This is a genomic window from Paenirhizobium naphthalenivorans (assembly GCF_007992095.1).
GTDB lineage: Bacteria > Pseudomonadota > Alphaproteobacteria > Rhizobiales > Rhizobiaceae > Allorhizobium > Allorhizobium naphthalenivorans.
Genome location: NZ_BJZP01000012.1, coordinates 77,924 through 97,568 on the forward strand (window position 1 = coordinate 77,924; position 19,645 = coordinate 97,568).

At 60.8% G+C, this 19,645-nt stretch carries 18 protein-coding genes; 16 read left to right on the top strand and 2 right to left on the bottom strand.

The features are described 5' to 3' along the window. Positions 1–92 precede the first annotated feature (92 nt). The 6 genes from RNA01_RS13355 to RNA01_RS13380 all read left to right on the top strand — a co-directional run bounded on the left by RNA01_RS13355 (position 93) and on the right by RNA01_RS13380 (position 4,565). Positions 93–728: a LysE family transporter gene (locus RNA01_RS13355; RefSeq protein WP_147180712.1), complete on the top strand. Its 636-nt coding sequence runs from the start codon at positions 93–95 to the stop codon at positions 726–728. Between the two features lies 1 nt (position 729). Beyond that, positions 730–1,227, top strand: coding sequence for a hypothetical protein (locus RNA01_RS13360; protein ID WP_147180713.1), 498 nt, complete (start codon positions 730–732; stop codon positions 1,225–1,227). After that, a complete protein-coding gene (locus tag RNA01_RS13365; RefSeq protein ID WP_147180714.1) occupies positions 1,224–1,976 on the top strand; it encodes an SDR family oxidoreductase in 753 nt (250 codons plus the stop codon). Before RNA01_RS13360 ends, RNA01_RS13365 begins: the two co-directional genes overlap by 4 nt. A 25-nt stretch (positions 1,977–2,001) precedes the next feature. Beyond that, positions 2,002–3,408, top strand: coding sequence for a dihydrolipoyl dehydrogenase (lpdA, locus tag RNA01_RS13370; protein WP_147180715.1), 1,407 nt, complete (start codon positions 2,002–2,004; stop codon positions 3,406–3,408). A gap of 115 nt (positions 3,409–3,523) precedes the next feature. Further along, on the top strand, positions 3,524–4,024 hold the full coding sequence (locus RNA01_RS13375; protein WP_147180716.1) for a cytochrome b: 501 nt from the start codon (positions 3,524–3,526) through the stop codon (positions 4,022–4,024). Positions 4,025–4,073: 49 nt separating this feature from the next. Beyond that, on the top strand, positions 4,074–4,565 hold the full coding sequence (locus RNA01_RS13380; protein ID WP_147180717.1) for a DUF2867 domain-containing protein: 492 nt from the start codon (positions 4,074–4,076) through the stop codon (positions 4,563–4,565). On the opposite strand, the gene RNA01_RS13385 is transcribed toward RNA01_RS13380, so the two are convergent. Further along, complete coding sequence (locus RNA01_RS13385; protein WP_147180718.1) at positions 4,555–5,649, bottom strand: TraB/GumN family protein; 1,095 nt, start codon at positions 5,647–5,649, stop codon at positions 4,555–4,557. The genes RNA01_RS13380 and RNA01_RS13385 overlap by 11 nt on opposite strands. Positions 5,650–5,730: 81 nt before the next feature. Then, positions 5,731–6,666 (bottom strand): tyrosine recombinase XerC, encoded by a 936-nt coding sequence (locus RNA01_RS13390; RefSeq protein WP_147180719.1) that lies wholly within the window; start codon positions 6,664–6,666, stop codon positions 5,731–5,733. Between the two features lie 138 nt (positions 6,667–6,804). Between RNA01_RS13390 and RNA01_RS13395 the strand changes: the two genes are divergently transcribed. The 10 genes from RNA01_RS13395 (at position 6,805) to RNA01_RS13440 (ending at position 19,575) form a co-directional block, all read left to right on the top strand. After that, positions 6,805–7,704, top strand: a complete 900-nt coding sequence (locus RNA01_RS13395; RefSeq protein WP_147180720.1) for a GNAT family N-acetyltransferase — start codon at positions 6,805–6,807, stop codon at positions 7,702–7,704. A gap of 427 nt (positions 7,705–8,131) precedes the next feature. Beyond that, a complete protein-coding gene (locus tag RNA01_RS13400) occupies positions 8,132–10,378 on the top strand; it encodes a methyl-accepting chemotaxis protein (RefSeq protein ID WP_170253444.1) in 2,247 nt (748 codons plus the stop codon). Between the two features lie 124 nt (positions 10,379–10,502). Then, positions 10,503–12,707, top strand: coding sequence for a primosomal protein N' (locus RNA01_RS13405; RefSeq protein ID WP_147180722.1), 2,205 nt, complete (start codon positions 10,503–10,505; stop codon positions 12,705–12,707). A 119-nt stretch (positions 12,708–12,826) separates the two neighbouring features. After that, positions 12,827–13,210 (top strand): AGROH133_08824 family phage infection protein, encoded by a 384-nt coding sequence (locus tag RNA01_RS13410; RefSeq protein WP_147180723.1) that lies wholly within the window; start codon positions 12,827–12,829, stop codon positions 13,208–13,210. A 261-nt stretch (positions 13,211–13,471) separates the two neighbouring features. After that, complete coding sequence (locus RNA01_RS13415) at positions 13,472–14,038, top strand: F0F1 ATP synthase subunit delta (protein ID WP_147180724.1); 567 nt, start codon at positions 13,472–13,474, stop codon at positions 14,036–14,038. Beyond that, positions 14,038–15,567, top strand: a complete 1,530-nt coding sequence (gene atpA / locus RNA01_RS13420) for a F0F1 ATP synthase subunit alpha (protein ID WP_147180725.1) — start codon at positions 14,038–14,040, stop codon at positions 15,565–15,567. Before RNA01_RS13415 ends, atpA begins: the two co-directional genes overlap by 1 nt. A gap of 29 nt (positions 15,568–15,596) precedes the next feature. Further along, positions 15,597–16,475 carry a F0F1 ATP synthase subunit gamma gene (locus RNA01_RS13425; RefSeq protein WP_147180726.1) on the top strand — a complete coding sequence of 293 codons (879 nt, stop codon included), beginning with the start codon at positions 15,597–15,599 and terminating at the stop codon, positions 16,473–16,475. Between the two features lie 24 nt (positions 16,476–16,499). Next, the gene (gene atpD, locus RNA01_RS13430) at positions 16,500–17,963 is read left to right on the top strand and encodes a F0F1 ATP synthase subunit beta (RefSeq protein WP_147180727.1); all 1,464 of its coding nucleotides are present in this window, start codon (positions 16,500–16,502) and stop codon (positions 17,961–17,963) included. 65 nt (positions 17,964–18,028) lie between these two features. Further along, a complete protein-coding gene (locus tag RNA01_RS13435) occupies positions 18,029–18,436 on the top strand; it encodes a F0F1 ATP synthase subunit epsilon (RefSeq protein WP_147180728.1) in 408 nt (135 codons plus the stop codon). A gap of 203 nt (positions 18,437–18,639) precedes the next feature. Continuing rightward, on the top strand, positions 18,640–19,575 hold the full coding sequence (locus tag RNA01_RS13440) for an L-lactate dehydrogenase (RefSeq protein WP_147180729.1): 936 nt from the start codon (positions 18,640–18,642) through the stop codon (positions 19,573–19,575). Positions 19,576–19,645: the final 70 nt, after the last annotated feature.

Sequence of the window (19,645 nt, forward strand, 5' to 3'; positions counted from 1 at the left end):
AACGATCCTCAGAGAGGCTGCCTCTGGCGGCCTCTCATGCAATCCGGCATAGTGGCGCACCACTGTTTGATCACGCCGGAAGGAAAACGAAGATGCACGCCTATCTCCTAGAACTCGCCTCGCTGATGGCCGTCTTCTCCTTCGCGATTGTCGCGCCCGGTGCCGATACCGCCATGGTTATGCGTCAGGCGATGGTGCATGGACGGCGCGCGGCGATCGTCACCAGCGTCGGCATCGGCACCTCGCTGATGTTCCATGTGACCTACACGATCCTCGGCCTTGGCATCATCATCTCGCAGTCATTGCTGCTGTTCGGCATCATCAAGTGGGTGGGGGCCGCCTATCTCGTTTATATGGGCGTGATGTCGCTCCGTGCAGGCCGGACGGACCTCGATCCCGCTGCTGGCCTGGTTGAAGGGCCGCGTCAGAGCATATTTCGTGCCTTTGGCCTCGGTTTCCTCGCCAATGCGCTCAATCCCAAGCCGGTGCTGTTTTTCCTGTCTATCTTCTCCGCCCTGGTCAGCGCCTCGACGCCTGGCATGGTCAAGTTCAGCTATGGCTTGGTCATGGCTAGCTGCCTGATCGCCTGGTTCGTCGGCGTATCCTTCTTTATGACGACGCCGCGTATGCGCGCCGCTTTCTCCCGCATGAGCAAGTGGATCAACCGCGCATCGGGTCTCGTCTTCATCGCCTTCGGCCTCAAGCTCGCAGTCGCAAAGGCGAACTGAGATGAAGGGCCGACTAACGTCGTCGATCGCTGTCGCCTGCATGGCCGGAACCGTTCCGGCCGCGGCGGCCGATTGCCCGATCGAACGCGCCATCTATGCGGAACCGGAAGCCAAGATCGAGATCCGTTTTCAGGCCAGCGGAGAGAATTCGCCGGTCAGTCATCGCTTCTTGCTTGTAGCTCCTTCCGGCAAGATGACGGTCGAAGGTCATGTGATGTTCGAGCCAGAGATCGAGCGTCCGGTGGCGATGGTCATGCACAATTGCCCTGAGGGCGATGTGACGGGCGCGGACCTCGCTGCCTGCACGGTCTGGACGGGTATCATTTACGCAAGCGACGAGGCCACGGGACACGTCGAACTTCTGCCGTCAGAAGATGCCGATGCTCCGGACAGCCTGATTCTTCCGGGTTTCGGCCCCGCCGTTTCCCGATCGGTTCTCGGCAAGGATCTTGATGTGGTGCCGTGGGATGTGTTCGAGTTGAAGGAATGCGCCCAATGACCGGGCGGCCCGTCGTTCTCATTACCGGCGGCAGCCGCGGCATCGGCGCCGCCGTTGCACGCAAGGCCGCGAGCCAGGGATGGGACGTGCTGGTCAACTATGTTGCCCAGGAAGAAGCGGCGCGTTCACTGGCCACGGAGCTTCATGCAACGGGTGCACGTACCGAAATCATCAAGGGCGATACCGGCAGCGAAGAGGGGATCGCCGCGATCTTCGCGGCGCTCGACCAGCACTTTGGCCGGTTGGACGCGCTCGTCAATAATGCGGGGGTCGTCGATCACGCCGAGCGCGTCGAGGACTTCAGCCGGGCCCGGCTCGACCGGATGTTTGCGATCAACGTGATCGGCAAGATCCGCTGTGCTGCTGAGGCTGTGCGCCGCATGTCCACTGCCCATGGCGGGCAGGGCGGTTCGATTGTCAATATCTCGTCGATGGCGGCTGTGCTCGGCAGTCCCGGACAATATGTCGACTATGCCGCCTCCAAGGGAGCGATTGACACCTTCACTGTCGGCCTGTCCAAGGAGGTCGCGGCCGAAGGTATCCGCGTAAACGCGGTTCGGCCGGGTATCATCGACACCGACATCCACGCTTCCGGCGGCATACCCGACCGGGCAATCGCCATGGCATCAGCGATCCCCATGCGGCGTCCCGGTCTAGCCGGAGAAGTTGCCGACGCAGTTCTCTACCTCATGTCCAGCCAGGCATCCTATGTGACTGGCGCCCTCTTGAATGTCAGCGGCGGACGATAGTCGCCGAAAACGAAGGAAGCAGCCCATGTCTTACGATGTCATCATTATCGGCTCCGGCCCCGGCGGTTATGTCTGCGCGATCAAGGCGGCTCAACTCGGTCTCAAGGTGGCCGTGGTCGAAAAGCGGGCCACCTACGGCGGCACTTGCCTCAACGTTGGCTGCATTCCGTCCAAGGCGCTGCTACATGCCTCGGAAATGTACCATCACGCCGCCCACGGCATGGATTCGCTCGGTGTCGAGCTGGCTGCGCCCACGCTCAATCTTGAAAAGATGATGGCGCACAAGGATGCCACCGTGAAGTCGAACGTCGAGGGCGTTTCCTTCCTGTTCAAGAAGAACAAGATCGACGGCTTCCAGGGCACGGGTAAGATCGTCGGCGCGGGCAAGGTTTCCGTCACCAACGACAAGGGCGAGGAGCAGATCCTCGAAACCAAGAATATCGTCATCGCCACCGGTTCCGACGTGGCCGGCATTCCGGGTGTCGCCGTCGAGATCGACGAGAAGGTCATCGTCTCCTCCACCGGCGGCATCGCGCTCGACAAGGTTCCGGGCAAGATGGTCGTCGTCGGCGGCGGCGTCATCGGCCTCGAACTGGGTTCGGTCTGGATGCGTCTCGGTGCCAAAATCACCGTCGTCGAATATCTCGACAACATCCTCGGCGGCATGGATGGCGAAGTCTCCAAGCAGTTCCAGCGCATGCTCGCCAAGCAGGGCATGGAATTCAATCTTGGTGCCAAAGTGACCGGCGTCGAGAAGACCGGCAAGGGTGCCAAGGTCACGTTCGAGCCGGTCAAGGGCGGTGACGCCCAGACGATCGATGCCGATGTCGTGCTGATCGCCACCGGCCGCAAGCCTTATACCGAAGGCCTTGGCCTTGCTGAAGCAGGTGTTGCACTCGACGGGCGCGGCCGCGTCGAGATCGATGGGCACTACTGCACGAACGTCGCCGGCATCTATGCCATCGGCGACGTCGTCAAGGGTCCGATGCTTGCCCACAAGGCTGAGGACGAAGGCGTGGCGCTGGCCGAAATCCTCGCGGGCCAGCACGGCCATGTGAATTATGACGTCATTCCAGGCGTCGTCTACACCCAGCCGGAAGTCGCCTCCGTCGGCAAGACCGAGGAAGAGCTGAAGGCCGCTGGCATCGTCTACAAGGTGGGCAAGTTCCCGTTCACCGCCAACGGTCGCGCCCGCGCCATGCAAGTGACCGATGGCTTCGTCAAGATCCTGGCCGACAAGGAGACCGACCGCGTTCTCGGCGGGCATATCGTCGGCTTCGGTGCCGGCGAGATGATCCACGAGATTGCCGTGCTGATGGAATTCGGTGGCTCGTCGGAGGACCTCGGCCGTACTTGCCACGCACATCCGACCATGTCGGAAGCGGTCAAGGAGGCCGCGCTTGCCACCTTCTTCAAGCCGATCCATATGTGATAAACGCTGGAGAATAAATCTTCTCCATTTTTCCGGGCCGCGCCTTGCCAAGCAGGGCGCGGCCTTTATCATCAGGACGCAGTTGCCCTCAACCTATTGATAAAAGGCAAGTAAAATGTCCTCCTCCCCCGTCCTTTCCTATTCCATTCCGCAACGCCTTATCCATTGGCTGATGGCTGGCTTGATTTTCTTCAATTTGATCTTCACCGAAGGCATGGAAGAGCTAACTGAGGCAGCCGAAGAAGGCCAAACACCATCGGCAGATATGATCGCTTCGGCCAATATCCATGCCTATGTCGGGATCGGGATACTCTGTCTTGCCGTTCTCCGGCTGATCCTGCGTCTGACGCATGGCGCGCCGGAAGCGCCTGCCGATGAGCCCCCAGTCGTCCGCCTCGTGGGCAAGATCGTCCATGGCACCTTCTACCTTCTGTTTTTGGTTATGCCGGCGGCCGGTATCGCGGCCTACTATTTCGGAATCGGCACGGCCGGCGAACTCCACGCTGGTCCGATGAAGTTGTTGATGTGGGTGCTGATCGTCCTTCACGTCGGCGCTGTTCTCGTCCACCAGTTCGTTTGGAAGACGCCGGTTATCCAGCGTATGACCAAGGGCTGAAGCAGCGGCTTGTCGCTATCAACCCACGGTAAGAAGTGAAGGAAGCGCCATGGTCGTTGTCGTTCCCGAACGTTTGGCGCTTCCGCATCCAGTATTGCTGGAGGCCGACTGGGCCGATCGCTATGCCGTGAACAGTCCCGAACGGGCGATGCCAGCGATCCGTGCGGCCCGGCTGGTGCTTGGCGAACCACCGGCCTGGTTGCGCCGTTTGCTCGAGCTGCGCAACCGTCTGGTTGCGCCGTTCGGTCTAAAGCCTGCAGAGATGAAATTAGGGGAGGCGGATTCGGTCGGTGCCTTTCCGATCATCAGCGCGCGCGGAGATCAGGTCGTGCTCGGCTTCAACGACAAGCATCTCGATTTTCGGATCGTCGTCGACGTCGCCTCGGCGGGAGAGGAGGGCAGCAGGATCGCGGTGACGACACTGGTCAACCGGCACAATGCTTTTGGCCGGCTTTACATTCTCGCCATAACGCCGTTTCACCGGCTGATTGTCAGGACGGTACTTGGGCGCCTTGCCGATCCGGCCGTGCTCAGCCGTTGACGACAGTTACAGTGAAGCCTTGCTTGCGCAACAGTTCCACCAGGCCCTCTGCACCGGGGATATGCAGGGCGCCCACCGCGATGAAGGCATTGCCTTCAGCCAGTAGTGGGGCGGCGCGTTCGGCCATGACCTTGTTACGGTCGGTGACGATTCGCTTCTCGAAGGCGGCATAGCCGCTCTCGTCTTTGCTGGCCTCGCTGGGTGCCACCGCCTCAAGCATGGGCATGGTCATGCCGACGTCGCCGGAGAGGTAGAGGGTCGTCATTGTTTCGATGATATCGTTCATCTTGTCGCCGAGTTCGAGTGTCTCGATCAGCGCTTGCAGGTGGAATTCCACCGGCAGATCGGCCATGGCCTGCAATTGCTCCGCCAGGGTTTCGAGACCGACGACCTTCTTGCCGGCCTTGATGGCATCTTCGACAATATGCTTGTCGAGGAAGGAAGCGCCGGCCGTCTTACGTGCGATTTCGCAGGCCGGGAGCGCCACAAAGCTCGACAGGATCCACGGTTTCATGCGCGCAACCGCCGCAAGGGGGAGGCCGCGGGCCTTGAGGCCAGCTTCGAGCTTGTCGGCATCCTCGGCAGACAGATGATCGCGGATCGTCGTGCCATCCGTGAACATCGTCAATTCGGGATGCATCAGCATCGCTGCGGCTGCCTTCTTCTCATCGAGAATTTCATCGGATTCAATGATGATGGTTGAGACGGCGGCCGCCGTCTTGCGGGCGCTGTCTGGCATGGTCAGGACCCGCGGGTCGGTGACGTGCATCGTGCCGAGAAGATAGGACGGGCTGACCCCTTCCTTCTCGATTCTCCAGAAGATCCCTTTGCCGTTCGGGTTTTTCGCGGCTTCGGTGACGATCTTTTCGTAGGCAGCCGGATCGCTCCGCTGCAATGAAGGCAGCAGGTTTTTCCCCGTGCAGGCGGGCGGTTCGCCGGCATGGGCCGTAGATACCGAAAGGAGCACAAAAGCGGTGGCGACGAGCAAGGCGATATGCAGCGCGGCAATCAGCCAGAGCACGAGTTCGCCGGGTGAGGAAAAGGGGATGTGCTGGCGGAATCGGTCGAGGGAATGGGCGATCATGGAGATGTCCGTTTCAATCGCGGCAATCTAGCCGGTAGCACCCTCACGTTCTCTTAACACATGTGGTTAACGACGGATGCGTCAGGCCCGGGGATGGGCCCTATCATAGACGTCGAGCAGGCGGGCGGCGTCTATCCCGGTATAGACCTGCGTCGTCGACAGGCTGGCGTGGCCGAGTAGTTCCTGAATGGTACGCAAGTCGCCGCCGCTGCCCAGGAGATGGGTGGCGAAGGAGTGGCGCAGCGCATGCGGCGTGGCCGAATCGGGCAGACCGAGCGCGGAGCGCAGGCGCTGCATCTCTCGCTGGATGATAGCCGGCTGCAGCTTGCCGCCGCGCGCGCCCCGGAACATCGGCGCGCCGGCGTCCAGAGGGTAGGGGCACAGTCTGACATAGGTCTGGACCGCTTCGTTGACGACCGGAAGGAGCGGCACAAGCCGCGTCTTGGCGCCCTTGCCGGTGATCCGCAGAGTGGTCGGATCGCCTGCGAAAGCTTGTGGGGTCAGGTCGAGTGCTTCGGAAATGCGTAGCCCGCAACCGTAAAGCAGGGTGAGCACGGCGGCGTCGCGGGCGGCGATCCACGGTTCCTCGTTCATCTGAGCCTCCTGGCTGACGACGCGCAATGCCTGCGCGCCGGACAGGGGCTTCGGCAGTGACTTAGGCTGTTTGGGCGATCGTATAGCCCCTGCGCCTGCGGCATTGACCAAACCCTTGCGCTCCAGGTGCTTCAGGAAGGAACGCAGGCCGGCGAGATGCCGGCCGAGCGAGCGCGCGCTGGCGCCCTGCTTGCGGCGGAAAGCGAGAAAGGCGCGCAAATCCGCCGGGCGCAGCGCGGATACATCTTTGATGCTCGCCGGACCGCCGACATGGGTGGTGAGAAAACGCAGGAACTGGCGCGTGTCGCGTTCGTAAGCCTCGAGCGTATTGCCTGAGAGGCGACGCTCTCCACCGAGGCTTGCCAGCCAGGCGCCGCGCTCAGTCAACAGATCGTCGGCCGCGAGGATCAGTAGTTCGTCCACGGCTGCTTCCTTTACTAAATGCGAATGCTGCGCCAACATGCACGCCTAGCGTTAGGGAATGGCTAACGCTGATACTGTCTGTCATGCTTCGATCACATTGGATTGCGATAGGTTTAAACGAGATAGTCGGAGTTTGAGATGACACGCCGTGATTCGATGACGACCTTCGGGCAGTTCGCCGAGGCGGTTGCGCTGGTCTCGCACGGCAAGCCGGGCCATATCGTTGATACACTGATCGCCGAGCGTGGTCAGAAGATTGTGCACAATCCGCTCTGGCCTGTCATGCGGCCGTTCCTCTACACACTGTTGCGCTATGCCAAGGCAATCGAATTCGCCAACGACATCGCCAACATGCCGGGCTTCAAGGCCTTCGACTACCTGAGTGACACTCTTCAGCTTGACATCTCCGTCAGGCATGGTGAACGCATCCCCGACAGGGGCGGCTTCATCATGGTCAGCAACCATCCGACCGGTATCGCCGACGGGGTAGCCGTGTTCGACTTGTTGAAGAACACCCGGCCAGACATGACGTTCTTCGCCAACCGTGATGCGATCCGGGTCAATCCGCGTTTTGCCGAAATCATCATTCCGGTCGAGTGGCGCGAGGAGCACAAGTCAAAGCTCAAGGCGCGTGAGACGTTGCAACTCACCAACCGTGCCATCCATGAACAGAAGGCCGCCGTGCTGTTTCCGTCCGGGCGCATCGCCTACTGGGCGAACGGACGGCTCAATGAGCGCCCGTGGAAGACCTCGGCGGTCGGGCTTGCCCGCAAGTATAACCTGCCGATCCTGCCGGTACACATATCTGCGCGCAATTCCGGCCTGTTCTACTGGTTCGCCAAGTGGTCGACCGAACTGCGCGACATGACGGTCTTCCACGAACTACTCAACAAGAGGGGCGACCGTTTCGACTTTACCGTCGGGCAACTGATAGAGCCGGATCGATTGAATGGCGATCCGGTCGCGGTCACTGCGGCACTGGAGCGGCATACCGTCCATGCGCTCGCCGCCGACGGTAATGCCGCCTTTCCCCTCTAGGCTCGGTCGGTGCGGCACTGCTGCTTCGCCGTCGTTTGTCGATTTCAGGTTGCACGGTCGATGTGCTTTCCGGGAAATCATTGAGGATTGCCTGAGATAGCGGAGTCTCGCCGACGAGACTTAAGCTGGATAACATCTGTCGCGCTTTTGCGACAGTTTTTGAAGATGCTTAAATTCAAACCTTCCGATGCGCCTATTGCGGTTGGCTTATGTTAACAACTCGCGAGCGCAAGCTGGTCTCTGTACAAAGGGGGCAAGAGCATCGATCGCAGGTCCCCTCGCACCACGCAATCGGCAAGGGGAAAAACGAATGCGCTTCAAGTCCATACAGCTAAAAATTGCAGTCTTATCCGGTGTTTGCGTCCTGGCCGCCACTGCCGGCCTTGTCGGATATGGTATCATCTCTGCGGGAAAAACGCGTGCGTTCGTGGCCAGCCAAGTCACCGAGCTTAGCGATGTGAAAACGAGACAAAGCCTGCAGACGCTGGCATCGACACAAGCCGGCATCATCCGCTCTTCGCTGGATGGTGCATTCGATGCGGCGCGCGTCATGGCACGCAGCTTCGAAATGCTTGCCGGTGATTCGGCCGCGACGCCACCCGAGACCCGGCGGGCGCAACTGAACGCCGTGCTTCTCAATGTCCTGAAGGATAATCCGCGCTTCAACGGGACATACAGCGCGTGGGAGCCGAACGCGCTTGACGGCGCCGACGCGGGTTTTCGGAACCGCCGCGATCTCGGCTCGGATGCCACGGGACGTTTCCTGCCTTACTGGACTCGCGATGTGGCTGGAAAGATCGCAGTGCAGCCGCTTGTCGAATACGACAGTGTCGAGCTTCACCCGAACGGTGTGATGAAAGGTGGCTGGTATATCGGCCCCCAGAAGGGCAAGGGCGAAAGCATCCTCGATCCCCTGCCCTACATCGTGCAAGGCAAAAGCGTGTTTCTCGCCACCATGTCGGTACCGATCACGGTCAACGGCAAGTTTGCCGGTGTTGCCGGCGCAGATTTCGATCTCGGCTTCGTGCAGAAGCTGGCCGAACAGGTGAAAGCCTCGATCTATGACGGAAGGGCATCGGTTTCGATCGTGAGCCACATGGGGCTTGTTGTCGCATCGAGTGAAAATCCGCAGACGATCGGCCAGCCGTTCGATCTCGCGAACAAAAGCCTTTCGCAATATCTTCCGGTTATCCAGGGCGGGCGCGATGAAGTGCTTGCCAGCGGCGATGCATTCAAGGCTTTCTCGCCGATCCTCATCGGCCGGACGGCTACGCCGTGGTCGGTGATGATTGACGTGCCGCGTGCGGTTGCCATGGCTGAAGCGATCCGGTTGGACAAGGACTTGACGCGACGTAATGCGAGCGACGGGACCCTCCAGATCCTCGTTGCGGCCATCATCGCACTTGGCGGTGTCGGTGCCATGTGGTTCGTTGCCCGGAGCATTTCGTCCCCCATCCGCCAGATGACAACCAGCATGCGCACGCTCGCCGCCGGCAACACCGGCTGTGACGTTCCAGGCATTGGCCGCGTGGACGAAATCGGCGCGATGGCGGCTGCGGTCGAAGTCTTCCGTAACAATGCGATTGCCAACCGGCGGCTGGAAGAAGAGGCTGCGGCAACGCAGGCAACGAGCGAGCTTGAGCGTCGCCGCAATATGGAAGTCGAGCGTGTGCGGACTGAAGCCATGTCCCAGGCGACAGCCGGCTTGGCGGATGGTCTGAAACAGCTGGCTGCCGGCAATCTGTCATTCCAGCTGCAGGATCCCTTCTCCACCGAATTCGAGAGCCTGCGCAGCGATTTCAACGCCGCCGTTTCGCAGCTCAGCAACACCTTGATATCGGTTGCCGAGGCGTCCCGCTCCATCGATTCCGGCACCCAGGAGATCAGCCAGAGCGCTGACGACCTGTCGAGGCGTACGGAGCAGCAGGCTGCCTCTCTTGAAGAAACCGCCGCAGCACTCGACCAGATCACCGCCAACGTTTCGAATTCCTCCAAGCGGGCGGAAGAGGCGAGGGCGATCGCGGTACAGGCGAATGCCAGCGCGGCGCATTCAGGCGCGGTCGTGGCCAGTGCTGTCGATGCCATGCAGCGCATCGAGCAATCCTCGAACCAGATCGCCAACATCATTGGCGTGATCGACGAGATCGCCTTCCAGACCAACCTGCTGGCGCTCAACGCCGGCGTCGAGGCGGCTCGCGCCGGTGACGCGGGCAAGGGCTTTGCCGTTGTGGCCCAGGAGGTACGGGAACTGGCGCAGCGTTCTGCCCAGGCGGCGAAAGAGATCAAGGACCTGATCCGCAATTCCAGCACGGAGGTCGAAAACGGGGTCAAGCTCGTAAAGGATACCGGCGATGCGCTAAAGACGATTGAAACCTATATCGTCACCGTGAACCAGCATATGGACGCGATCGCTATTTCGGCCCGCGAGCAGGCGTTGGGGCTCTCCGAGGTCAACACCGCCGTCAACCAAATGGATCAGGTCACGCAGAAGAACGCGGCCATGGTCGAGGAGGCTAACGCGTCAAGCGCGACGCTGGCGATGGAATCGCAGCGCTTGCGCGAGCTTATCCGGCAGTTCCAGCTCGCTGAAGGCGCGGGTGTCGCGGCTGCCCAGCTTCGGGAGGCCGGCGCGGAAATGGTAGTGGGGCGGCCAAAATATGCTGCACGCGGCTGATCTGTCGCGGAATCATCCCCGTCAAGAGACCAACTGAGCAAACGCGTGGCTCGCAGTTCCTCTGCGGGCCACTGTAGCGTTTTCGGTTTTCTTTCCGGTCGTCGAGAGGCAAGTATGGCGTCCCATGAAAGACGATTCGCCCGGACTGTTCGGCCCGTTGCCATCTTCCCGCGTCGTACCCGTACTGGTGCCGATGCCGGCGCCGGTTGCTTATAGCTATGCGGTGCCCGATGGCATGGCGGTGGAGCCCGGCTCGATCGTGCAGGTACCGCTCGGGCCGCGCCAGGTGATCGGCGTCGTTTGGGACGGGCCGGATGCCGGTGGCGTCGATCCCAAGAAGCTTCGCTCGATCACCAAGGTGTTTGATTGTCCGCCGCTCGATAAACCCATGCGGATCTTCCTGGACTGGGTCGCGGCCTATACGTTGTCGCCGCCCGGTTATGTAGCGCGCATGGCGCTGCGCGCGCCGGCAGCCCTTGACCCGGAACCGATGGTCGAGGGTTTTCGCTTTTCGGGGATGACGCCGGAGCGCATGACGCCGGCGCGCCGCAAGGTGCTGGATCTTGCCGTAGACGGGCTGTCCTGGACGAAGAGCGGCCTTGCCCATGCCAGCGGCGTCTCCGCTAGCGTCATCGATGGTCTCGTCGCCCAGGGTGTATTCGAAACCGTCTTTCTGCCGCCGCCACCGTTGGTCGCCAGACCCGACCCCGACTTTGCCGGGCATCGTCTCGCAGGCCCGCAGAAGCAAGCGGCCGATGAAATCCTTGATGGTATCGCCAAGGGTGGCTTTTCCGTCGCGCTGATCGATGGCGTAACGGGGTCTGGTAAGACCGAGGTCTATTTCGAGGCGATCGCGGAGACGCTTCGGCGGGGAAAGCAGGTGCTGATCCTGCTCCCGGAAATCGCATTGACCGCCAACTTCCTTGAACGCTTCCAGGACCGGTTCGGGGCAAAGCCTGGCGAATGGCATTCGGATCTCGCCACCCGGACGCGCGAGAAGGTCTGGCGGCAGGCGGCGACCGGCGAGATCCGCGTGGTCGCCGGTGCGCGTTCGGCGCTCTTCCTGCCGTTCGAGGATCTCGGCCTGATCATCGTCGACGAAGAGCATGACCCGGCCTTCAAGCAGGAAGATCGGGTCTTCTATAATGCGCGCGACATGGCGGTGGTCAGGGCGCGAATCGCCGGCTTCCCGGTCGTGCTGGTTTCGGCGACCCCTTCTGTGGAGAGCCAGGTCAACTGCCAGGCTGGGCGCTATAAACGCATCCATCTGCCGACGCGTTTCGCCGATGCGGCGCTGCCGGATCTCCATCTCATCGACATGCGCCGTCATCCTCCGGAGCGCGGCGGCTTTCTGTCGCCGCTACTGCTCAGGGCCGTCGGCAGGACGGTCGAGCGCAAGGAGCAGGCTCTGCTCTTCCTCAATCGGCGGGGCTACGCGCCGCTGACGCTCTGCCGTGTCTGCGGCCACCGCTTCCAGTGCCCACAATGCTCGAGCTGGTTGGTCGAGCACCGCTTCCGCGGTCAGATCCAATGTCACCAGTGCGGTTATTCAGAACCGACCCCGCACGCCTGCCCGGAATGTGGAACGCTTGACCATCTGGTCGCGTGCGGACCCGGTGTCGAGCGGATTGCCGAGGAGGTGGAGAAACACTTTCCCGATGCCCGCACGCTGGTGCTCTCCTCCGACCTCGGGGGTGTCAAGCGGCTGAGGCTCGAACTTGAGGCAATCGCCAATGGCGAGGCCGATATCGTCATCGGCACCCAGTTGGTCGCCAAGGGTCACAATTTCCCTCTGATGACCCTAGTCGGCATTGTTGACGCGGACATCGGCCTCGCCAACGGTGATCCGAGAGCGGCGGAGCGGACCTTCCAGCTGCTGTCGCAGGTGACTGGTCGCGCGGGACGAACCGGGCGCAAGAGCCACGGCCTCCTGCAGACTTTCCAGCCCATGCACCCGGTGATGCAGGCTCTGGTCTCGGGGGATGCCTCGGCCTTCTACGAGCGCGAGATCGCCGAGCGGGAACGGGCGGCATTGCCACCCTTCGGCCGCCTAGTCTCGATCATCATCTCCGCCGACACGCGTACCGAGGCGGAAACCCATGCGCGACAGCTTCGCCAAACCGCTCCGATTGAACGAGACATTGCCATTCTTGGCCCGGCGGAAGCGCCTTTGGCGTTGATCCGCGGGCGGCATCGTTTCCGGCTTCTCGTGCATGGGCGGCGCACAAGCGACATGCAGGGTTTTGTCCGTGCCATGCTCGCCAACGGGCCGAAGGAGCGCCGGTCGATCCAGGTCCAGGTCGATGTCGATCCGCAGAGCTTCCTGTAGGCCTCGCCGGATCGATAGGGGCGGGCTGGAAAGCTGCAAAAAATGTGGTCCGGCGTATCTCGGCAAGCCGGATTGTGCGATAAGCGCCCCGTTCGATTTACTTCTGACGGGGACCAAGGATGGAGTTTTATTTTCCCACCGAATTCGGTGAACAGCTGGCTTTTGGTGCGGCACTGGCGGCAGCCCTCATCGGCGCCCTGGTGATGTTCGCTCCGGGGCTGACGCTCAAGTTTTTTGCCCTGCAGCCCCGTGACCTGCGTCCCGAGGGCTATGGAGCGGCGCGTTCCGCTGGAGGGCTGATCGTCGGCTTCTCCGCAACGGCCCTGATGCTCGCCCAACCTACTCTCTATCTCGCATTCGGCGCTGCGATGGCTCTTGCCGCATTTGGGCGGATCCTCTCGATCTTGTCGGACAGGGGAAATGCGATCCGCAATATGCTGCTTCTGGTTGTTGAAATTGTGCTTGCAGCGCTCCCGCTTTCTTATGTCTTCGGGCTCGTTTGAGGAGAAAGGGGGAGGGGATGCCGCATCCTCTGACCAATTTGGCGCGGATTCGTAGAAAATTGCGGCCAAAGCCTTGTCCTTAAGGCTTATTCCGTTATTACGCGTGTTGCGAGTCCAGACTTCCTATGCTAGACGGACCGCGAAATTCGAAAAACACAAGCGGGGGACCCTTGTGTTATTCAATAAAAACCTAACGATATCAGGATGATGTCGCCGCCTCGCAAGGGCTGCGAAAATCCTGGATCAAAATCAGGGAATATTTTGCCCGTGGCAGACACATCCCAAGTCATTTCAGGCGTGGCGGAGCGTTACGCGTCGTCGCTGTTCGAGCTTGCCCTTGAGGCAGACTCGATCGATGCGGTCGGTGCTGACCTTAATCGTTTTCAGGCCATGATCGACTCGAGCGACGACCTGAAGCGCTTGGTTGCTTCTCCGGTCTTTTCGGCTGAAGATCAGACCAAGGCAGTTGTCGCCCTTTGCGAGAAGGCTGGCCTCGGCGCTCTCGTGTCGAACTTCCTGAAGGTCGTGGCTGGCAACCGTCGCCTCTTTGCTGTTTCCGGCATGATCGCCTCTTTCTGGCAGGTCGTTGCCCGTCATCGTGGCGAGGTCACTGCTGAGGTCACGTCCGCTCACGCACTTACTTCCGAACAGGAAGACGAATTGAAGGCGGCGCTGAAGGGCGTCACCGGCAAGGACGTAACGATCGTTGTTTCGATCGATCCGTCCATTCTCGGTGGTCTGATCGTCAAGGTCGGCTCGCGCCAGATCGACACGTCTCTTCGCACCAAACTTTCCACCCTTAAGCTTGCACTGAAAGAGGTTGGCTGATGGATATCCGCGCCGCGGAAATTTCCGCAATTCTTAAAGATCAAATCAAAAACTTCGGCAAAGAGGCGGAAGTCTCCGAAGTCGGCCAGGTGCTTTCCGTCGGTGACGGTATCGCCCGTGTCTACGGTCTCGACAACGTTCAGGCCGGCGAAATGGTCGAATTCCCAGGTGGTATTCGTGGCATGGCGCTGAACCTCGAAGCCGACAATGTCGGTGTCGTTATTTTCGGTTCGGACCGTGACATCAAGGAAGGCGACACCGTCAAGCGGACCGGCGCCATCGTGGACGTTCCGGTTGGTCCGGAGTTGCTCGGCCGCGTCGTCGACGCACTCGGCAATCCGATCGACGGCAAGGGCCCGATCAATGCGACCCGCCGCTCGCGCGTCGACATCAAAGCTCCGGGCATCATCCCGCGCAAATCGGTTCATGAGCCGATGTCGACTGGCCTCAAGGCCATTGACGCCCTGATCCCGGTCGGCCGTGGCCAGCGTGAGCTTGTTATCGGTGACCGTCAGACCGGCAAGACCGCGATTATCCTTGACTCCATCCTGAACCAGAAGGCCATTCACGATAATGGCCCGGAAGGCGACAAGCTGTTCTGCGTCTATGTGGCTATCGGCCAGAAGCGCTCGACGGTTGCCCAGTTCGTCAAGGTTCTCGAAGAACGTGGCGCCTTGAAGTACTCGATCATCGTTGCTGCGACCGCTTCGGACCCGGCTCCGATGCAGTATCTGGCTCCGTTCGCCGGTTGCGCCATGGGCGAGTACTTCCGCGATAACAGCATGCACGCCCTGATTGGCTACGACGATCTTTCCAAGCAGGCCGTCGCCTACCGTCAGATGTCGTTGCTGCTGCGCCGTCCGCCGGGCCGCGAAGCCTATCCGGGCGACGTTTTCTATCTTCACTCGCGTCTTCTCGAGCGCGCTGCGAAGCTCTCCGACGATCGCGGCGCCGGTTCGCTGACCGCGCTGCCGGTTATCGAAACCCAGGGTAACGATGTCTCGGCGTTCATTCCGACCAATGTGATCTCGATCACTGACGGTCAGATCTTCCTCGAAACGGACCTGTTCTATCAGGGTATTCGTCCGGCCGTTAACGTCGGTCTGTCGGTTTCCCGCGTCGGTTCGGCCGCGCAGATCAAGGCGATGAAGCAGGTCGCCGGCTCGATCAAGGGTGAGCTTGCCCAGTATCGCGAAATGGCGGCCTTCGCCCAGTTCGGTTCCGACCTTGATGCCTCGACCCAGCGCCTGTTGAATCGTGGTGCGCGTCTGACGGAGCTTTTGAAGCAGCCGCAGTTCTCGCCGCTCAAGACCGAAGAGCAGGTCGCGGTGATCTTCGCCGGTGTCAACGGCTACCTCGACAAAGTCGCGGTCAACCAGATTGGCAAGTTCGAACAGGGTCTTCTTTCCTACCTGCGGTCGGAAGGCAAAGCCATTCTCGATGCCATCCGTACGGAGAAGGCCATCAGCGACGACACCAAGAGCAAGCTCAAGGCTGCTCTGGATGCCTTCGCCAAGACTTTCGCGTAATCGGGGCTCAAGCCAAGGACGGATAACGGATGCCTTCACTTAAGGATCTGAAAAACCGGATCGCCTCCGTCAAGGCGACGCAGAAAATCACCAAGGCGATGAAGATGGTCGCCGCGGCGAAGCTGCGTCGTGCGCAGGAGGCGGCCGAGGCCGCACGTCCCTATTCGCAGCGCATGGGTGCCGTCCTTGCCAATATCGCCCAGGCGATAGGCAGCGATGACAGTGCACCTCGGCTGATGACCGGGACCGGCAAGGACGACGTGCATCTGCTCGTCGTTTGCACGGCCGAACGTGGGCTTTGCGGCGGTTTCAATTCGCAGATCGCCCGCTTTGCCCGTGACCATGCTCGCAAGCTTCTCGGTGCTGGCAAAACCGTCAAGATCTTCTGCGTCGGCAAGAAGGGTTATGACAGCCTGCGTCGCGAGTTCGGTTCCAGCATTGTCGAGCGCACGGACCTGCGCGAAGTCAAGCGCGTCGGTTTTGAAAACGCTGATGCGATCGGTCGCAAGGTCATCGCCATGTTCGACAAGGGCGAATTCGACGTCGCGACGCTGTTCTACTCGGAGTTCAAGTCCGTAATCAGCCAGGTGCCGACCGCGCAGCAGCTGATCCCGGCTGCAGCTCCGGAGGCAGAAGCCGCGACTGGTGCGGCAGCCGTTTACGAATATGAGCCCGATGCCGGGGCGATCCTCAGTGATCTTATTCCGCGCAATATCTCGGTGCAGATCTTCCGGGCTCTGCTTGAAAACGTCGCCGGTGAAATGGGCGCCAAGATGAGCGCGATGGACAATGCGACGCGCAATGCTGGTGAGATGATCAACAAGTTGACGCTCAGCTACAACCGTCAGCGGCAGGCCCAGATCACCAAGGAACTCATTGAAATCATTTCGGGCGCGGAAGCGCTCTGAGGTTAAGGAAAGAGGGTAAGAAATATGGCTAAGGCAGCTACCCCGAAATCTACCGCGGCAAAGTCCGCAACCGGCTCCGCAGGCCGGATTACCCAGGTCATCGGCGCTGTTGTTGACGTCGCTTTCGACGGCGAGCTGCCTGCGATCCTGAACGCGCTGGAGACCGATAACGGTGGCAACCGCCTCGTTCTTGAAGTTGCCCAGCACCTCGGCGAAAGTCAGGTTCGCACGATCGCCATGGACGCGACCGAAGGTCTGGTTCGTGGACAGCCGGTTTCCGATACTGGTGCCCCGATCACCGTTCCGGTCGGCCCCGAGACGCTCGGCCGCATCATGAACGTCATCGGCGAGCCCGTTGACGAAGCTGGGCCGATCGTCACCTCTGGTAAGCGCGCCATTCACCAGGAAGCTCCGGCCTACGTTGAGCAGTCGACCGAAGCCCAGATCCTTGTCACCGGCATCAAGGTCGTCGACCTTCTGGCGCCTTACGCCAAGGGCGGCAAGATTGGCCTGTTCGGCGGCGCCGGCGTTGGCAAGACGGTTCTTATCATGGAGCTGATCAACAACGTCGCTAAGGCTCATGGCGGTTACTCGGTGTTCGCCGGCGTTGGCGAGCGCACGCGCGAAGGTAACGACCTCTATCACGAAATGATCGAGTCGAACGTTAACAAGCTCGGCGGCGGCGAAGGCTCCAAGGCTGCTCTCGTCTACGGCCAGATGAACGAACCGCCGGGCGCACGCGCTCGCGTCGCTCTGACCGGTCTGACGATTGCTGAAGACTTCCGCGATAAGGGGCAGGACGTTCTGTTCTTCGTCGACAACATCTTCCGCTTTACCCAGGCTGGTTCGGAAGTGTCCGCACTTCTCGGTCGTATCCCGTCGGCTGTTGGTTATCAGCCGACGCTGGCGACCGACATGGGTCAGATGCAGGAACGCATCACCACCACGACCAAGGGTTCGATCACCTCGGTTCAGGCGATTTACGTTCCCGCCGACGACTTGACAGACCCGGCTCCGGCAACCTCGTTCGCTCACTTGGACGCAACGACCGTTCTGTCGCGTTCGATCGCTGAAAAGGGTATCTATCCGGCTGTTGACCCGCTCGACTCCACCTCGCGCATGCTTGACCCGATGGTTGTCGGCGAGGAGCACTACGAAGTGGCTCGTAAGGTTCAGTCGACCCTGCAGCGCTACAAGGCTCTCCAGGACATCATCGCCATTCTCGGCATGGATGAACTGTCGGAAGATGACCGTCTCGCAGTCGCCCGCGCCCGTAAGATCGAGCGTTTCCTGTCTCAGCCGTTCTTCGTCGCTGAAGTCTTTACCGGTTCGCCGGGCAAGCTCGTCGCTCTCGAAGACACGATCAAGGGCTTCAAGGGCCTCGTCAACGGCGACTACGATCACCTGCCGGAGGCCGCCTTCTACATGGTCGGCTCGATGGACGAGGCGATTGAAAAGGCCAAGAAGCTGGCCGCTGAAGCTGCCTGATTACGGATTTGGCGCGCGCTTGATGGCGCGCGCCGTTCCCGCCTCTATCGAAGAAGTGAACAACCATGGCCGACAATTTCAATTTTGAACTCGTTTCGCCCGAGCGCCTGCTGATTTCCGAAAAGGTGAGCGAAGTTGTCATTCCGGCAACCGATGGCGAGATGACCGTCATGGCCAATCACGCGCCGACGATGACGACGATCAAGCCGGGCGTAGTTTCGGTCAAAGCCTCGAACGGCCAAGTGACGAAATACGTCGTGTTCGGCGGTTTCGCCGACGTCGTCCCGACGGGTTGCACGCTGCTGGCTGAATCGGCGGTGGCGCTGAGCGATCTCAACCGCGAGACACTGACCAAGCGTATCGAGGCTGCCCGCACCGAACTCGATGCAGTCGAAAGCCACGAACACAAGACTCGCCTCGAGCAATACCTTGCCGAATTGACGCACCTGAACGGCGCTCTGATTCCGGCCTGATCCGGATTTGCGACGGATTAAGAAGCGGCCTTCGGGGCCGCTTTTTTTATATCGTTATTTTCTGTCTGCAAGATTGTCGGGTTTTGCCACAGCTTTCGGCGTATCCTCCAGATGGCAGGCCCACTGAGGCCCCTTGACGTCTTGCCATGCGATTGCAAGACTTGCTGTTCTTAAGACGCGGCAGCGCAGATGGAGACGTTGACATGAAAGTCGGTATCGTCGGCGCGGGAATGGTCGGCAGTTCGGCGGGCTATGCGCTCGCCATATTGGGAATCGCCAGCGATATTGTGTTTGTGGATCGCAACGAAGCGCTGGCCGTCGCTCAGGCTGAGGACATTTCCCACGCCGTGCCGTTCGTGTCGGCGACCACCGTGCTGGCGGGCGGCTATGCGGATCTTGCCGGCGCCGGAGTGGTGATCATCGCTGCGGGCGTGAGCCAGAAGCCAGGCGAAGGCCGGCTTGAACTTCTCGAGCGCAATGCGGCCGTGTTTCGTGATGTCGTGACGCAGGTGTTGAAAGCGGCGCCAAAAGCGATCCTGCTGATTGCCTCGAACCCGGTCGACATCATGACGCAGATTGCCACGCGGCTATCTGGCCTGCCGGCACAGCGCGTCATTGGTTCTGGTACGATTCTCGATACGGCCCGATTCCGCAGTCTCGTTGGTCGTCATCTCGGGATCGCGCCGCAGTCGGTTCATGCCTATGTATTGGGCGAGCACGGCGACAGCGAGGTACTGGCGTGGTCCAATGCCCGTGCCGGTTCAGTTGCGCTCCGCTCGTTTGCCGACCAGGTCGGTAAGCCACTCACCGAAGCCACCCGCGGTGCCATCGACGACGGTGTGCGCAATGCGGCCTACAAGATTATCAATGGCAAGGGCTCTACCTATTACGGGATTGGCGCGGGTCTGGCCCGCATCGTCAAGGCAATAGCTCATGACGAGCGGGATGTGTTGTCGGTCTCGATCGTAACGCCCAGGGTCGGGGATGTCACGGACGTGGCCTTATCGGTGCCGCGGATCGTCGGCGCAGGTGGAGTTGCCGCCGACCTGTTCCCGCAACTGGATGAGGCTGAATTCGCGGCCCTCAACCACAGCGCGAGCTTGCTGAAAGAGCGCGTGGAAACCGTCAAGCTGGGCTAGCGGCGTAGCGTTGTGCATGAAGGGCGCAAAGCCCTGTGCGATCGCCGCAAACAGGCGGCCGTCCGTCTGG

Excerpts from the sequence above, each read along its gene's own strand:
- RNA01_RS13355 (WP_147180712.1), top strand. The coding sequence starts at position 93 with ATGCACGCCTATCTCCTAGAACTCGCCTCGCTGATGGCCGTCTTCTCC.
- RNA01_RS13360 (WP_147180713.1), top strand. The coding sequence starts at position 730 with ATGAAGGGCCGACTAACGTCGTCGATCGCTGTCGCCTGCATGGCCGGA.
- RNA01_RS13365 (WP_147180714.1), top strand. The coding sequence starts at position 1,224 with ATGACCGGGCGGCCCGTCGTTCTCATTACCGGCGGCAGCCGCGGCATC.
- lpdA (WP_147180715.1), top strand. The coding sequence starts at position 2,002 with ATGTCTTACGATGTCATCATTATCGGCTCCGGCCCCGGCGGTTATGTC.
- RNA01_RS13375 (WP_147180716.1), top strand. The coding sequence starts at position 3,524 with ATGTCCTCCTCCCCCGTCCTTTCCTATTCCATTCCGCAACGCCTTATC.
- RNA01_RS13380 (WP_147180717.1), top strand. The coding sequence starts at position 4,074 with ATGGTCGTTGTCGTTCCCGAACGTTTGGCGCTTCCGCATCCAGTATTG.
- RNA01_RS13385 (WP_147180718.1), bottom strand. The coding sequence starts at position 5,649 with ATGATCGCCCATTCCCTCGACCGATTCCGCCAGCACATCCCCTTTTCC.
- RNA01_RS13395 (WP_147180720.1), top strand. The coding sequence starts at position 6,805 with ATGACACGCCGTGATTCGATGACGACCTTCGGGCAGTTCGCCGAGGCG.
- RNA01_RS13405 (WP_147180722.1), top strand. The coding sequence starts at position 10,503 with ATGAAAGACGATTCGCCCGGACTGTTCGGCCCGTTGCCATCTTCCCGC.
- RNA01_RS13410 (WP_147180723.1), top strand. The coding sequence starts at position 12,827 with ATGGAGTTTTATTTTCCCACCGAATTCGGTGAACAGCTGGCTTTTGGT.
- atpA (WP_147180725.1), top strand. The coding sequence starts at position 14,038 with ATGGATATCCGCGCCGCGGAAATTTCCGCAATTCTTAAAGATCAAATC.
- RNA01_RS13425 (WP_147180726.1), top strand. The coding sequence starts at position 15,597 with ATGCCTTCACTTAAGGATCTGAAAAACCGGATCGCCTCCGTCAAGGCG.
- atpD (WP_147180727.1), top strand. The coding sequence starts at position 16,500 with ATGGCTAAGGCAGCTACCCCGAAATCTACCGCGGCAAAGTCCGCAACC.
- RNA01_RS13435 (WP_147180728.1), top strand. The coding sequence starts at position 18,029 with ATGGCCGACAATTTCAATTTTGAACTCGTTTCGCCCGAGCGCCTGCTG.
- RNA01_RS13440 (WP_147180729.1), top strand. The coding sequence starts at position 18,640 with ATGAAAGTCGGTATCGTCGGCGCGGGAATGGTCGGCAGTTCGGCGGGC.